The organism is Hymenobacter daeguensis (assembly GCF_054780555.1).
Genome location: NZ_BAAGWC010000007.1, coordinates 50,442 through 64,453 on the forward strand (window position 1 = coordinate 50,442; position 14,012 = coordinate 64,453).

Here is a 14,012-nt window from a genome sequence, read left to right on the forward strand (position 1 = left end):
CAATAACCTCGCCTTTAGACACCCCCCTTAATAAATATATGAAAATAGCAGTAGTAGGCACCGGCTACGTCGGTCTGGTCACGGGTACGTGCTTTGCCGAAGTCGGCATCGATGTGACGTGCATCGACATCGACCAGAAAAAGATTGACAACCTGCACAAGGGCATTCTGCCGATTTACGAGCCCGGGCTCGAAGAAATGGTGAGCCGCAACGTGGAGAAGGGTCGTCTGCATTTTTCGACCAATCTGGCCGAGGCCATTCAGGACTGCGACGTGGCGTTCATCGCCGTGGGCACCCCGCCCGGCGAAGACGGCTCGGCCGACCTGAAATACGTGCTGGCCGTGGCCCGGGGCATTGGCGAAAGCATGAACAGCTACTGCGTGGTGGTGACGAAAAGCACGGTGCCCGTAGGCACGGCGGCCAAAGTGCGCACCGAGCTGGAAAACGCCCTCGCCAAGCGCGGGGCCAGCATCGAGTTCGACGTGGCTTCCAACCCCGAGTTCCTGAAGGAGGGTGCGGCCATCGACGACTTCCTGAAGCCCGACCGCATTGTGGTGGGCATTTCGTCGGAGCGTGCCGAGGAGGTGATGAGCCGCCTCTACAAGCCCTTCCTGCTCAACGGCCACCCGATTATCTTCATGGATATTCCGTCGGCTGAGATGACGAAATACGCGGCCAACTCCATGCTGGCCACCAAAATCAGCTTCATGAACGACGTGGCCAACCTGTGCGAAATCATGGGTGCCGACGTGAACATGGTGCGGCGTGGCATCGGCTCCGATGCCCGCATCGGCACCAAGTTCATTTACCCCGGCATCGGCTACGGCGGCTCCTGCTTCCCCAAAGACGTGAAGGCGCTGATTAAAACTGCCCAGGAAAATGGCTACGACATGCAGGTGCTCCGCGCCGTGGAGGGCGTGAACGAAAACCAGAAATCGGTGCTCTTCAACAAAGTCAGCAAGCATTTTGGCGGCGACCTGCGCGGCCTGAAAATCGCTGTCTGGGGCCTGTCCTTCAAGCCAAAGACCGACGATATGCGCGAGGCGCCGTCGCTGGTTATCATCGAAAAGCTGCTGGCCGCCGGCTGCACCGTCACGGCCTACGACCCCGTGGCCATGCCCGAAGCCAAGCACTCGCTCGGCGACAGCATTGCCTACGCCAAAGACGAGTTTGACGCGCTGCTCGACGCCGACGCGCTGCTGGTGGTGACGGAATGGCCTGAATTCCGGGTGCCGAATTTCAAGGTGATGTCGCGCCTGATGAAGCAGCAGGTCATTTTCGACGGCCGCAACATCTACGAGCCCGCCGAGATGAAGGAGCTGGGCTTCGTGTATCACTGCATCGGCATCAAAACCGACCACAAGGAGCCGGTTCAGGCTTAATTCTTACCGTTCTGACAAGAAATTTTATGTCTGAAGAAAAAAAACGCGTCCTCATCACGGGCGGTGCAGGTTTCCTGGGCTCGCACCTCTGCGACCGGTTCCTGAAGGAAGGCTACCATGTGGTGGCCATGGACAACCTGATTACGGGCTCCATCCAGAACATTGAACACCTCTTTGGCCGGCCCGATTTCGAGTTCCACCAGGCCGACGTGAGCAAGTTCGTGTTTGTGCCCGGCAAGCTGGACTACATCCTGCACTTTGCCTCGCCCGCCTCGCCCATTGACTACCTCAAGATTCCGATTCAGACCCTGAAAGTGGGCTCGCTCGGCACGCACAACCTGCTGGGCCTGGCCCGCGTGAAAGGCGCCCGCATGCTGATTGCCAGCACGTCGGAAGTTTATGGCGACCCGGAAATTCACCCGCAGGTGGAGGAGTATTTTGGCAACGTAAACCCCGTGGGCCCGCGCGGCTGCTACGACGAGGCCAAGCGCTTCCAGGAAGCCATCACCATGGCCTACCACAACCACCACGGCCTGGAAACCCGCATCATCCGCATTTTCAACACCTACGGCCCGCGCATGCGCCTCGACGACGGCCGTGTGCTGCCGGCCTTCCTCTCGCAGGCCCTGCGCGGCGAGAACCTGACCGTGTTCGGCGACGGCTCGCAGACCCGCTCGTTCTGCTACGTGGACGACCTGGTGGAAGGCATTTACCGCCTGCTGCTGAGCGACTACCACCTGCCCGTGAACATCGGCAACCCGTCGGAAATCACCATCAAGGAGTTTGGCGAAGAAATTGCCCGCCTCACCGGCGTCGAGTTCAAGCCGACCTATCAGGCTCTGCCCGAAAACGACCCGATGAAGCGCCGGCCCGACATCACCAAGGCCAAGGAAATTCTGGGCTGGGAGCCCAAAGTGGACCGCGCCGAAGGCCTGCGCCGCACGCTGGAATACTTCAAAGAGCACGTGAAATAAATGGAGGTAACCGATTATCCGGCACCATACCTGCTGCGGTTTTCCAAACTGGGTGCACCGGATATCGGCTACATTTCCGTGGCTGAAAACGACCAGGACCCGCTGCCCTTCGTGGTGCAGCGGGTCTTTTGGACGTATTATACCCCGGAAAGCATCGTGCGCGGCCGCCATGCCCACCAGCGCACCGAGCAAGTGCTGGTGGCCGTGGCCGGGCGCATCATCGTAACCACCGAGCTGGCGAACGGCGATATTCAAATCTTCCGGCTGGAAGAGCCGGGCGTGGGGCTGTACATTCCGCCCTGTGCGTGGCACACCATGCAATATTCGCACACGGCGGTGCAGCTGGTGCTGGCCTCCCAGCCGTATGCGGAGGATGATTACATTCGGGATTACAACGCATTTCGGCAGCGATGGGCCCCGAAAATCTAGCCGGTTGGGCTGCCAGCCGGGCAGCGGCGCTTTTCTATTATTCGCCGTATTATTTTTTGCGGGAGCTTTCGCGGGAGCGCCAGCAGGAATTGTTCGGCACCGGCCGGGCCGCGCGTTGGGGCCAGGCGCCGGCCGAGGAAGTGCTGCGCACCAGCACGGGCCCGAGCGATATTTATTGGCTGCTGCATCGGCTGGAATGGGACTCAGAATACTTTGCCACTCCCGCTTACCGGATTTTTACGGGGCTTTTTGAGGCCCGGGCTTCGGCCGCCGACCTGGTGGCGGCGGCCGCAGAGCTGCGGCAGCAGTTGGGCGCGCGGCACGAGCACTTCTATGCCTTCAGCGTGGTGCCCGCCGAAGATGTGCAGCTGCTTCAGGCGCTGACGGGCGCCGGCTGGCAGCTGGTGGAAACCCGGTTGACGTATTATCACAACCAGCTTCCGGCATTTGTTGCCTCCCGCCATGCCGTGCGGGCAGCCACGCTGGCCGATGCCGCCCGCATCGGGCAGATTGCGGCAGCAGCCCGAAATCCTTACGACCGGCTGCATGCCGATGCCCGGGTTGATGATGCGCAGGCCGATGCCTACGTGGGCCGCTACGCCGAAAACACCGTGGCCGCGGGCCTGGCCACCACCGTGCTGGTACCCGACGAGCCGGACCTGGCGGTCGATTCCTTTCTGGCTATCAGCGACTTGGACAGCGACACGGCGGCGCTGCACACGCGCCTGTCGCGGGTGTTGCTCACCGCCGTGGGGCCGGCAAACCGGGGCTGGCACCTGAAGCTGGTGGCTGAAACCCTGCAGCGGGCCCGCGCGCTCGGGCACGAAGCCGTGCTGATGACCACGCAGGCCACCAACCACGCCGTATTCCGGACGAGCGAGAAGCTGGGGTTTCGGCTGGGCGCTACCAGCCACGTGCTGGCCTGCCACGGCGCGTAACTTTGCCGCATGAAGGTTCCGTTTCTGGCATTCGACCCGCAGCACCAGCCCCTGCGCAGCGCCATGCTGGCCGCTTTTGCGCGGGTATACGACTCGGCGTGGTATGTGCTGGGCGAAGAAGTGGAGGCGTTTGAGCGCGAATACGCGGCTTTCAGTCAGGTGGCGCATGCCGTGGGCGTGGCTAACGGCCTGGATGCGCTGGTGCTGGCATTGCGGGCCCTGGGCATCGGGCCGGGCGATGAAGTCATCGTGCCTTCCAATACCTACATCGCCACTTGGCTGGCCGCGACGCAGGTGGGCGCACGTCCCGTGCCGGTAGAGCCCGACCCCGCCACCAGCAACCTCGACCCCGCCCGCATTCGGGCTGCCCTCACGCCGCAGACGCGGGCCATTATGCCGGTACACCTCTACGGCCAGGCCTGCCGCATGACCGAGATAATGACCCTGGCCGAGGAGCACGGCCTGTTGGTGGTCGAAGACAATGCCCAGGCGCAGGGCGCAGCGTTTGCCGGCCAAGCTACCGGGAGCTTCGGCCACATCAACGGCACCAGCTTTTATCCGGGCAAAAACCTGGGGGCGCTGGGCGATGCTGGGGCCATTACGACCAACGATGCCGCCCTGGCCCAGCGCGTGCGGGTGCTGCGCAACTACGGCTCGCAGCAGAAATACTACAACGAAGTAGTGGGCTACAACTCCCGCCTCGACGAGCTGCAGGCCGCGCTGCTCCGCACCAAGCTGCCCGAGCTGCCCCGCTGGACGCAGCAGCGCCAGCAGGTAGCCGCCTGGTACGGCGAGGCCCTGGCCGGCATTGCCGACCTGCGCCTGCCAGCCGTGGCACCGGGGGCTACGCACGTTTACCACCTCTACGTGGTGCATACGCCCCGGCGCGATGCGCTGCAGCAGCACTTGGCCAGCCAGGGCATTGGTACGCTCATTCATTATCCGGTGCCGCCGCATCTGCAGCAGGCCTACCGGGCCTTGCAGCTGCCGGCCGGCAGCTTCCCCATTGCCGAAGCGCTGGCAGCTACCTGCCTGAGCCTGCCCCTGTGGCCGGGCATGACCGAAGCCCACGTAGCGGCCGTGGCGGCGGCCATTCGCAGCTGCCCACGCTAGCGGCGTTTGCTGCATCTTTGCCCTGCCTATGCCTAAGCTCTCCGTTATTATTCCCTGCTACTTCAACGAGGACAACATTCCGGTGACGGTGCGCGAGCTGATTGACAACGAGGCCCGCTTCCCCGCCGAAGTCACGTTCGAGTACGTGTTCGTGAACGACGGCTCGACCGACGATACCCTGGGCGCTCTGCGCCGGGCGCAGGCGCAGCACCCAAACCGGATTAGAATTGTGGACCTGGCCGGCAATGTGGGCTCCTACAACGCCATTGTGGCGGGCATGGCCCACGCTACCGGCGACTGCCGGGCCGTCATCACCGCCGACCTGCAGGACCCGCCCGAGCTCATGGTGCAGATGTATGCATACTGGCAGCAGGGGTTCAAGCTGGTCATCGGCAACCGGCAGGACCGCCATGAAACGGGCCCGGCGCGCTGGCTGGCCCAGCTGTTTCACTGGCTGATGAAGCGGCTGGCGCTGAAAAATATTCCCGATGGCGGCTTTGATTTCGTGTTTTTTGACCGCCAGGTAAACGACGAGGTGGTGGCCCTGCAGGAGCGCAACTCCAACGTGTTTTACCTGATGGTCTGGCTGGGGTTTCCCTACGTGAACATCCCGTACGTGCGCCGAAAGCGTGAGATAGGCACTTCCCGCTGGACGCTCTCGAAGAAGGTTAAGCTGCTGATTGACTCGCTGCTGGCGTTTTCCTATTTCCCTATTCGGGTTATCTCGGCCTTCGGGCTGGGGCTGGGCGGCATTGCCCTGCTCTACGGGCTCTACATCATCGGGCTCAGGCTGATGAACCCCAACGAGCCCGCCGGCTGGACCACCCTCATGGTGGTGCTGCTCTTCGTGTCGGCTTTTCAGATGGTGGCGTTGGGCGTTATCGGCGAGTATGTGTGGCGCGGGCTGGATGCCTCCCGCAAACGCCCGCTCTACGTCGTGAAAAAAGTATTGGAGTAGCCCGCCGCCGCTTGCCGGGCCTACACGCCGTAAAAACGCCGAATGGTGTCGATGACGCGCTGCTGCTCGGGCTCGCTCAGCTCGTAGTAAAGCGGCAGCCGCAGCAGGCAATCGGTATAGTGGTCGGCCCAGGGCAGGTGCGGGCTGGGGTTGTGGGCCGTGTAGTAAGCACTTTTGTGCAGCGACAGGTAGTGAAACACAGCCAGAATGTTCTGCGCTTTCAGCACAGCCAGCAGGGCCGTGCGCTCCTCGTAGCTGGTGCAGACGATGTAAAAAATATGGGCATTATTGCTCGCATAATCCGGAATATGCGGCAGCCCCACGCCCTGGTTTCTCAGCGGCAGCAACGCCTCGTAGTACCGCTGCCAGATGTGGGTGCGCCGCTGCTGAATCTGGTCCAGATGCTCGAGCTGGGCCCACAAAAACGCGGCAATGATATCGGACGGCAGAAACGATGAGCCGATGTCCACCCAGCCGTATTTGTCCACCTCGCCCCGAAAAAACGACGAGCGGTTGGTGCCCTTCTCCCGAATAATCTCGGCCCGCTCGGCGTGGCGGGCGGCATTCACCACCAGCATACCGCCCTCGCCCGAGATAATGTTTTTGGTTTCGTGAAACGAAAAGGCCGCCAAATCGCCGAAGCTGCCCAGCGGGCGGCCTTTGTAGTACGAGTCGATGGCCTGGGCCGCATCTTCTACCACGGCCAGCCCGTGCTGCCGGGCCACCGCCCCAATCACGTCCATGTCGCAGGCAATGCCGGCGTAGTGCACCGGCACAATGGCGCGGGTGCGCGGCGTGACGAGGCCGGCCAGCGTGCTGGCATCCACGTTGGGATTGTCGGCGCTGCTGTCGGCAAACACGATGCGCGCCCCGCGCAGCCCGAAGGCATTCGGCGTCGAGACAAACGTGTAGGAGGGCATAATCACCTCGTCGCCGGGCTGCAAATCGAGCAGGATGGCGGCCATTTCCAGCGCATCGGTGCACGAGGTGGTGAGCAGCACCTTCGGAAACCCGAAGCGCCGCTCGAAAAAGGCATGGCAGCGCTTGGTAAACAGGCCATCGCCGGAAATTTTGCCCGAGCGCACCGCCTCCTCAATGTACCGCGTTTCCGGCCCCGACAGGTAGGGCTTGTTGAAGGGAATGGCCGTGGGAGAGGACGTTGACATCGGGTAAAAACGGTAGAAAGCAGGCCGAAGCTACGCCGGCAGCCACAAATGATAAAGGTGCTCCACGGCCTGCACGCGAAAGCCGCAGCGCTGGTAGAAGGCGCAGGCGGGCCGGTTGTCCTGCTGCGTAACCACCTGCAGCGCCGGCAGCCCCCAGGCAGCGGTGAGCTGGCGGGCGGCCTGCACCAGGGCCGTGCCCACGCCCCGGCCCCGGCTGCTGCCATCCACGGCCAGCAGGCCAATATCGGCGCAGCCCTGCTTGAGGCCGAGCGTGAGCAGGCCCAGCTCCGGCGTGGCCGGAGCGGGCCGGTACACCAACACCTCGCGCGCCAGGGTGCGGGCCAGGGAGTTGTGCAGCCACTGGCGATAGAGCCGCTCGTAGGTGCCGGGGGCAAAATGCTTATCGAGCCGAAAGCGCGAATACTCACCGCTCTGGAGCGCCAGGCTTTCGAGCGGCGCGGTGGCAGCGGTGGCCGGATAAATGTTGGGGGATACGGCCAGCTGCTCCGCCTCCGCCTCAATCGGCATAGCGAACGTGACCTTGCGGTCGACCAGCGTAGCGCCGGCCTCGCGGGCGGCAGCGTTGCTGAGGGCGTCATCGGGCGAGCACACCAGGTAGAGCAGCCGCAGGCCGGCTTGCCGGGCATCGGCCACGCGCTGCCGTAAGGCCGTTGCCGCGAGGCGGTGCAGCAACAGCCGCGCCACGCCGAAGCCCAGAAACTGGCTGTCCCAGGCCAATAATTCGATGTCAGTGTCGGCCATTGCGTATCAGGGTTCCAGGTTCACGGCGCGGTCCACGAGGTACAGCGGCCGGTTTTTTACCTGCTCAAACATTTTCCCAACGTACAGGCCCACCACGCCCAGCACGGAAAGCAGCAGGCCCGAAAAAAACCAGATGGAAATAACCAGGCTGGTGTAGCCAAGCACCACAATCTGCCCCGTCAGGTAGCGAAACAGCGTTACCAGAACCATCAGAAAAGACGCGGCCGAAATCACCAGCCCCAGTTTCACGGTCAGGCGCAGGGGCTTGTCGGAATACGCCAGAATGACATCCAGTGCCAGATAAAGCCGCTGCTTGAAGCGGTAGCTGCTGCGGCCCTCGGGGCGCTCGGCGTGTGCCACGGCCACCTCGGCCGTGCGGAAGCCCACCCAGCGCACCATGGTGGGGAAGTAGCGGATGCTTTCGCGCAGGCTCAGCACGGCGTCAATCACGCGGCGGTGGTAGAGGCCGAAATTGGCCACGGCAGGGTCCTGCCGGGTGTCGGTGAGGTACGAAAGCGTTCGGTAGAAGGCCCAGGACGACAGGCGTTTGAGGGCGGTGTCCTGCCGGTTGGTGCGCCGGGCAAAAACGATGTCGCTGCCCTTCCGGGCTTCGGCCAGCAGCCGGGGTATTTCTTCGGGCTGGTCCTGCAGGTCGCAGTCCATCACCACCACCCATTCGCCCCGGCAATGTTCCAGCCCCGCCGTGATGGCGCGGTGCTGGCCAAAGTTGCGGCTCAGCTGCACGCCTCTGACGCGGCTGTCGCGCCGGGCCTGCGCCGTAATATGCTGCCAGGAATCGTCGGGGCTGCGGTCGTCAACCAGCACGATTTCGTAGTGCGTCGTTATCGGCTCCACGGCCTGCTGAATCCGCCGCACCAGTTCATCAACCACCTGCGCCGCGCGGTACACGGGGCTGACGACGGAGAGCAGGGGAGGAGCGGCAGCGGGCGAATCGGGCATGGACAGGGACAAGGACCTGCAATATTACTCCGTTGTGGGGTTCATGGCCTGCGCCACTTTCCGCGTGGGTCGCCACTGCCGTATCGGGGCCAAAAACGATGACTGCGCCAAGACTGCTGATAATGCGCGAACTTTGCTTCCCAAATGCACATGGGCACGCCACCGCGCGCGCTCCGAAACAATAAACGTTGATATGCTAACTACCTGTGTAATAGGCGGAGCCGGATTTATTGGGAAAATAGTGGTGGAGGAGCTCCTGCGCCGGGGCGACCGTCAGGTAGTGGTAGTGGGCCGCGAAGACGATGCGCCGCACCTGCCGGCCGCCGTGCGCTACATTCAGCACCCGCCCGACACCACCACCGAGCGGCTGGTGGAAACCCTGAGCGCTGTCGATGAGGTGATTGACCTGGCGTATGCCACCGTGCCCGGCACCAGCTTCCAGAACCCGGTGAACGACATTCTGGTGAACCTGCCCGAGGCCGTGCGCCTGTTCGAGCAGGCCGCCAGGCTGCCGCTGCGCAAGTTTGTGTGGGTGTCGTCGGGCGGCACCGTGTATGGCCCCGCCGACGTAATGCCCCTGCACGAAGACCATTCTACCAACCCGATTTCGCCCTACGGCATCACCAAGCTGGCCATCGAGAAGTACGCCCACATGTACTACCACATGAACAAGCTGCCCGTGGTGTGCGTGCGGCCCGCCAATGCTTTCGGCGAGGGGCAGCGGGTGTATGCCGGGCAGGGTTTCGTGGGCACGGCCATTGCCTCGCTGCTCGACGGCCGCACGATTGATATTTTCGGCACCGAAGGCACCATCCGCGACTACCTGCACCTGCGCGACATGGCCAGCGGCATCGTGGCCGCGCTGGTCGATGGCCAGCCCGGCGAAATCTACAACATCGGCAGCGGCGAGGGCCACAGCAACCGCCAGGTGGTGAACCTGCTGCTGCCCCTGGCGCGGGCCCAGGGCATCACGCCCCAAATCCGGATTCTGCCCGAGCGGCCGTTCGACGTGAAGATGAACGTGCTCGACATCAGCAAGATATACGACCACACCGGCTGGAAGCCGTCGCAGTCGTTTGCCCAGGCCCTGCGCCAAACCTGGGACTGGTACGTGCAGCACTACACCCGCGTGCCGGCCGGCAAATAATCCGGGCCGGCAAGTTCAGGCTTCGATTGCGCCTTACTTCCTATTCTATTTCTATTCGTGATGATAACTGGCAAACGCCTGCGCATCGGCTTCATATCCAGCACCGACCCGCTGAACCGCCGTTCCTGGTCGGGGGTGCATTATTCCATTTTTAAAGCCCTGGAGCGCAACATGGGCGAGGTAGTGGCCCTGGGGCCGGTCACGCTGCGCGTGCCCTTTGCGCTGGGCGACCGCCTCAACAGCTGGATTCTGAAACCCCTGACCGGCAAGCGCTACCACTATTCCTGGAGCGTATTTATTTCGCGCTGGTACGCCCGCATCTTCGGCCGCAAGCTGGCGAAGCAGCATTTCGACTTGCTGGTGGCCCCGGCCTCGTTCACCGAAATAGCCTACCTGCGCACCAAGGTGCCGGTGGTGTACATCGAAGACTCCACCCTCAATCAGCTCATCGACTTCTACCCCGGCCTGTCGCAGCTGCTGCCCGTGAGCAAAAAAGAGCTCAACTACATCGAGAAGCGGGCCCAGGACATGGCCAGCCTGGTGTGCTACTCTTCCGACTGGGCCGCGCAGTCGGCCCGCGACGACTACGGCACTCCTGCCGACAAGATTGTCGTCATCCCCTTCGGCTCCAACTACCCCGACCCGCCCACCCGCGAGCAGGCCCGGCACCACACCCCCGCACCCGATGGCAGCTGCCGGCTGTTTCTGCTGGGCGGCGAATGGGGCCGCAAAGGCGGAGCCATTGCCTACGACACCATGGTGGCGCTGCAAAAGCGCGGCATTCCGGCCACGCTCACGGTGGTGGGCTGCCGCCCGCCCGACCCCGAGAACTATACCAATCCCGGCTTCCGCACCATTCCGTTTCTGAACATGGGCGTGCCCGCCGACCGCGACCAGCTGCACGAGCTGTTCAGCACGGCCGACTTTTTCCTGCTGCCCTCGCGGGCCGAATGCGCGGCCATTGCCTTCTGCGATGCCAACTCCTTTGGCCTGCCCGTGTTCACAACCGACGTGGGCGGCATTGCCAGCTTCGTGCAGCCGGGCGTGAACGGCTACATGCTCCCGCTCTCCGCAACGGGCGAGGATTTTGCCGCGCAAATGCAACAGGTGCTGGCCGACCCGGCCTTGTACCAGCAGCTGCGCAGGCAAAGCCGTGAACAATACGAAGCCATTCTAAATTGGGACCATTGGGCGAATGGGCTGCGCAATGCCCTGATAACAAGGGGTATATTGCCTGAATAGAACGGTGTTAAGTAAGCGTTGCCAATAAGCAGGGCTACCTCCGTTATCGGTTTGGGCCTTACCTTTGACGGTAGTAATTGGACATTCTGACCTCTTTTCTCTGTCTTAAGCCTTAAAATTTACCCTGTGAAAGTAGTTATTCTAGCCGGAGGCCTCGGTACCCGCCTCTCCGAGGAAACCGTGCTCAAGCCCAAGCCAATGGTTGAGATTGGCGATATGCCCATTCTGTGGCACATCATGAAAATCTACTCGGCGCACGGTTACAATGATTTTGTTATCTGCCTGGGCTACAAGGGCTACGTAATCAAAGAATACTTTGCCAATTACTTCCTGCACAAGTCCGACGTAACCATCAACCTGAAGGAAAACTCCCTGAAGGTGCACGACAGCTACGCCGAGCCCTGGAACATCACCCTGGTTGATACCGGCCTGGAAACCATGACCGGTGGCCGCCTCAAGCGCGTGCAGCCCCACCTCAACAACGAGCCTTTCCTGCTGACCTACGGCGACGGCGTTTCGAATGTCAACATCCGCGAGTCGGTGGAGTTTCATAAAGCCCAGGGCAAGCTTTGCACCGTGACTGCCGTGCAGCCCAGCGGCCGCTTTGGCGCCCTCGACCTGGGCCCCGACGATGCCATTCACTCCTTTGCCGAGAAGCCCAAGGGCGACGGGGCCTGGATTAACGGCGGCTTCTTCGTGTGCGAGCCCGGCGTGCTGGACTACATCACCGAAGGCGACGCTACCATCTGGGAGCGCGGCCCCATGGAAGGCATTGCCCGCGACGGCCAGATGCACGCCTACAAGCACCACGGCTTCTGGAAGCCCATGGATACGCTCCGTGACAAAGTAGAGCTTGACACCGCCTGGACCAGCAAGCAAGCGCCCTGGAAAATATGGTAAGCGCGGCTGTGAAAAAATCGGCCACCGGCCTCAGCTGGGCCGAGCTGCGCGATACCTACGCCGGCAAAAAAGTGTTTCTCACCGGCCACACCGGCTTCAAGGGGGCCTGGATGCTGGCCTGGCTGCACCAGCTGGGGGCACAGGTAAAAGGCTATGCGTTAGCGCCCGAAACCGAACCCAGCCTGTATGCCCTGCTGGGGGGCGACACGCTGTGCGAATCGGTGATTGCCGACCTCGGCGAGCGGGCCACTTTGGAAAAAGCCCTGCTGGATTTTCAGCCCGACTTTATTTTCCACCTGGCTGCGCAGCCGCTGGTGCGGTTGTCCTACGATATTCCGGTCGAAACCTTCGCCACCAACGCCATCGGCACGGCCAACCTGCTCGATGCGGTGCGGCGACTGGAAAAGCCCTGTACCGTCGTGCTCATCACCACCGACAAGGTGTATGAGAACCAGGAGTGGGTGTACCCCTACCGCGAAACCGACCGCCTGGGCGGCTACGACCCTTACAGCGCCAGCAAAGCCTGCGCCGAACTGGTCATCAACTGCTACGTCCAGTCCTTTTTCAACCCGGCCGACTATGAGCGGCACCGCAAAGGCGTGGCCGTGGGCCGCGCCGGCAACGTCATTGGCGGCGGCGACTGGGCCAAGGACCGGATTATCCCCGACATTGTGCGGGCCCTTGGCCAGGGCCAGCCCGTGCAGGTGCGCAACCCGGCCGCCGTGCGCCCCTGGCAGCACGTACTGGAACCCATTGGCGGCTATCTGCTGCTGGGCGTGCGCCTGGCGACCGACCCGGTGCAGTACACCGGCGCCTGGAACTTCGGTCCGCATTTGCAGGATACATTGCCCGTAAGTGCCCTGGCCGATACTGCCCTGCAGGCCTGGGGAGCCGGCTCTTACGAAACGCCGGCACTGGCCGGCCAGCCCCATGAGGCTGGTTTGCTCAAGCTCGATATCAGCAAGGCCATCAACGGGCTGGGCTGGAACCCGCGCTTTAGCGCCGCCGAGTCTATTCGGAACACCATTGCCTGGTATAAGCAGCTGGCCGGTGGCAAGCCGGCGGCCGAGCTGGTGCAGGCTGACATCGAGGCATATTGCGCCCCAGCCTCGTGAAACCTCGGGTAGTGCTGACCGGGGCCACTGGTTTCATTGGCTCGTATCTGGCCGAGGAGCTGGTGGCCCAGGGCTACGAAGTGGCCGCGCTCCGGCGGGGGCAGTCGGACCCGTGGCGGGTGGCTGCTATTCAGGACCAGCTGACGTGGATAAACTTGGACGCCCCCGATTGGGAGCAGCAGCTCCTGGCCTGGCAGGCCGAATATCTTGTGCACTCGGCCTGGCTGGGAGTAGGCGTGGGGCAGCGCGACAACTGGCAAAGCCAGCTGAGCAACCTGACCTTCACCATGCAGCTGCTCCAGATACTGGCGCAGGGGCCCCTCAAAAAAGTTGTCGTCCTGGGTTCTCAGGCCGAATATGGTGCTTTCCACGGCCGTATCGACGAGACATGCCCGGCCCAGCCCACAGCGGCTTATGGCGCGGTGAAGGTGGCCACGCTGGCCCTGGTGCAGGCCTATTGCCAGGCGCATGGCCTGGAATGGTACTGGTTGCGGGTGTTTGCCGTATTCGGCCCCCGCGAAGACAAGCACTGGTTTGTTTCCTTCGTGGCCGCCAGCCTGCTCCGCCACGAAACGCCTGACCTGACCGGTTGCGAACAGCAGTATGACTACCTGTTTGTGAAAGACCTGGCGCGGGCCATTGTGCAAACCGTACCGGCGGCGTCCGGCCTGAGCGGGGTTTATAACATTGGGGCCAATCACGCCACTTCGCTGAAAAAAATCGTAGACACGTTGCGTGAGCTCACCGGTTCGGCTACGCCTGTAAACTACGGTGCCTTGCCCTACCGGCCCGGCCAGGTGATGCACATGGAAAGCAACTCCGAGAAGTTCGCGCAGGCCTTCGGGCCCATTGCACAGACGCCGCTACCGGTTGCTTTGGCTGCCTCCATCGACTTTGTTAAACAATTGGCCTAAGCAGTTGCTGAA

14 protein-coding genes are annotated in these 14,012 nt (G+C 62.5%); 11 read left to right on the forward strand and 3 right to left on the reverse strand.

Annotated elements, in window-relative coordinates:
* Window positions 1–38: 38 nt before the first annotated feature.
* Genes ACYVHT_RS10100 through ACYVHT_RS10125 form a run of 6 tightly spaced genes read left to right on the forward strand, consistent with a single transcriptional unit; the run spans window position 39 to window position 5,794 of the window.
* A complete protein-coding gene (locus ACYVHT_RS10100) occupies window positions 39–1,382 on the forward strand; it encodes a UDP-glucose dehydrogenase family protein (RefSeq protein WP_460550663.1) in 1,344 nt (447 codons plus the stop codon).
* Window positions 1,383–1,408: 26 nt separating this feature from the next.
* On the forward strand, window positions 1,409–2,356 hold the full coding sequence (locus ACYVHT_RS10105) for a UDP-glucuronic acid decarboxylase family protein (RefSeq protein ID WP_460550666.1): 948 nt from the start codon (window positions 1,409–1,411) through the stop codon (window positions 2,354–2,356).
* Window positions 2,357–2,785, forward strand: coding sequence for a sugar 3,4-ketoisomerase (locus ACYVHT_RS10110; protein ID WP_460550669.1), 429 nt, complete (start codon window positions 2,357–2,359; stop codon window positions 2,783–2,785). It abuts the gene before it with no gap.
* 56 nt (window positions 2,786–2,841) lie between these two features.
* Entirely contained in the window at window positions 2,842–3,723 is an 882-nt protein-coding gene (locus tag ACYVHT_RS10115) for a hypothetical protein (protein WP_460550672.1), read from the forward strand.
* A gap of 9 nt (window positions 3,724–3,732) precedes the next feature.
* Window positions 3,733–4,836, forward strand: a complete 1,104-nt coding sequence (locus ACYVHT_RS10120; protein ID WP_460550675.1) for a DegT/DnrJ/EryC1/StrS family aminotransferase — start codon at window positions 3,733–3,735, stop codon at window positions 4,834–4,836.
* Window positions 4,837–4,864: 28 nt separating this feature from the next.
* Window positions 4,865–5,794: a glycosyltransferase family 2 protein gene (locus ACYVHT_RS10125; protein ID WP_460550678.1), complete on the forward strand. Its 930-nt coding sequence runs from the start codon at window positions 4,865–4,867 to the stop codon at window positions 5,792–5,794.
* Between the two features lie 20 nt (window positions 5,795–5,814).
* Here the strand turns inward: ACYVHT_RS10125 and rffA are convergent, their stop codons facing one another.
* Genes rffA through ACYVHT_RS10140 form a run of 3 tightly spaced genes read right to left on the reverse strand, consistent with a single transcriptional unit; the run spans window position 5,815 to window position 8,682 of the window.
* Window positions 5,815–6,960: a dTDP-4-amino-4,6-dideoxygalactose transaminase gene (rffA, locus tag ACYVHT_RS10130; protein ID WP_460550681.1), complete on the reverse strand. Its 1,146-nt coding sequence runs from the start codon at window positions 6,958–6,960 to the stop codon at window positions 5,815–5,817.
* A gap of 30 nt (window positions 6,961–6,990) precedes the next feature.
* The gene (locus ACYVHT_RS10135; protein ID WP_460550684.1) at window positions 6,991–7,722 is read right to left on the reverse strand and encodes a GNAT family protein; all 732 of its coding nucleotides are present in this window, start codon (window positions 7,720–7,722) and stop codon (window positions 6,991–6,993) included.
* A 6-nt stretch (window positions 7,723–7,728) separates the two neighbouring features.
* Window positions 7,729–8,682, reverse strand: coding sequence for a glycosyltransferase family 2 protein (locus tag ACYVHT_RS10140; RefSeq protein WP_460550687.1), 954 nt, complete (start codon window positions 8,680–8,682; stop codon window positions 7,729–7,731).
* 193 nt (window positions 8,683–8,875) lie between these two features.
* Here ACYVHT_RS10140 and ACYVHT_RS10145 point away from each other — a divergent pair, with 193 nt between their 5' ends.
* From ACYVHT_RS10145 to ACYVHT_RS10165, 5 genes are all read left to right on the forward strand, one after another.
* On the forward strand, window positions 8,876–9,829 hold the full coding sequence (locus tag ACYVHT_RS10145; RefSeq protein WP_460550690.1) for an NAD-dependent epimerase/dehydratase family protein: 954 nt from the start codon (window positions 8,876–8,878) through the stop codon (window positions 9,827–9,829).
* Window positions 9,830–9,889: 60 nt separating this feature from the next.
* Window positions 9,890–11,071 carry a glycosyltransferase family 4 protein gene (locus ACYVHT_RS10150; protein ID WP_460550693.1) on the forward strand — a complete coding sequence of 394 codons (1,182 nt, stop codon included), beginning with the start codon at window positions 9,890–9,892 and terminating at the stop codon, window positions 11,069–11,071.
* A 126-nt stretch (window positions 11,072–11,197) separates the two neighbouring features.
* Window positions 11,198–11,971, forward strand: a complete 774-nt coding sequence (gene rfbF / locus ACYVHT_RS10155) for a glucose-1-phosphate cytidylyltransferase (RefSeq protein WP_460550696.1) — start codon at window positions 11,198–11,200, stop codon at window positions 11,969–11,971.
* An 8-nt stretch (window positions 11,972–11,979) separates the two neighbouring features.
* A complete protein-coding gene (rfbG, locus tag ACYVHT_RS10160; RefSeq protein WP_460550699.1) occupies window positions 11,980–13,086 on the forward strand; it encodes a CDP-glucose 4,6-dehydratase in 1,107 nt (368 codons plus the stop codon).
* Window positions 13,083–14,000: an NAD-dependent epimerase/dehydratase family protein gene (locus ACYVHT_RS10165; RefSeq protein WP_460550702.1), complete on the forward strand. Its 918-nt coding sequence runs from the start codon at window positions 13,083–13,085 to the stop codon at window positions 13,998–14,000. Before rfbG ends, ACYVHT_RS10165 begins: the two co-directional genes overlap by 4 nt.
* Window positions 14,001–14,012 lie beyond the last annotated feature (12 nt).

What these genes read in the sequence shown, in the direction of transcription:
- ACYVHT_RS10100 (WP_460550663.1), top strand. Translation starts at nt 39, where the DNA reads ATGAAAATAGCAGTAGTAGGCACCGGCTACGTCGGTCTGGTCACGGGT.
- ACYVHT_RS10105 (WP_460550666.1), top strand. Translation starts at nt 1,409, where the DNA reads ATGTCTGAAGAAAAAAAACGCGTCCTCATCACGGGCGGTGCAGGTTTC.
- ACYVHT_RS10110 (WP_460550669.1), top strand. Translation starts at nt 2,357, where the DNA reads ATGGAGGTAACCGATTATCCGGCACCATACCTGCTGCGGTTTTCCAAA.
- ACYVHT_RS10120 (WP_460550675.1), top strand. Translation starts at nt 3,733, where the DNA reads ATGAAGGTTCCGTTTCTGGCATTCGACCCGCAGCACCAGCCCCTGCGC.
- ACYVHT_RS10125 (WP_460550678.1), top strand. Translation starts at nt 4,865, where the DNA reads ATGCCTAAGCTCTCCGTTATTATTCCCTGCTACTTCAACGAGGACAAC.
- rffA (WP_460550681.1), bottom strand. Translation starts at nt 6,960, where the DNA reads ATGTCAACGTCCTCTCCCACGGCCATTCCCTTCAACAAGCCCTACCTG.
- ACYVHT_RS10135 (WP_460550684.1), bottom strand. Translation starts at nt 7,722, where the DNA reads ATGGCCGACACTGACATCGAATTATTGGCCTGGGACAGCCAGTTTCTG.
- ACYVHT_RS10140 (WP_460550687.1), bottom strand. Translation starts at nt 8,682, where the DNA reads ATGCCCGATTCGCCCGCTGCCGCTCCTCCCCTGCTCTCCGTCGTCAGC.
- ACYVHT_RS10145 (WP_460550690.1), top strand. Translation starts at nt 8,876, where the DNA reads ATGCTAACTACCTGTGTAATAGGCGGAGCCGGATTTATTGGGAAAATA.
- ACYVHT_RS10150 (WP_460550693.1), top strand. Translation starts at nt 9,890, where the DNA reads ATGATAACTGGCAAACGCCTGCGCATCGGCTTCATATCCAGCACCGAC.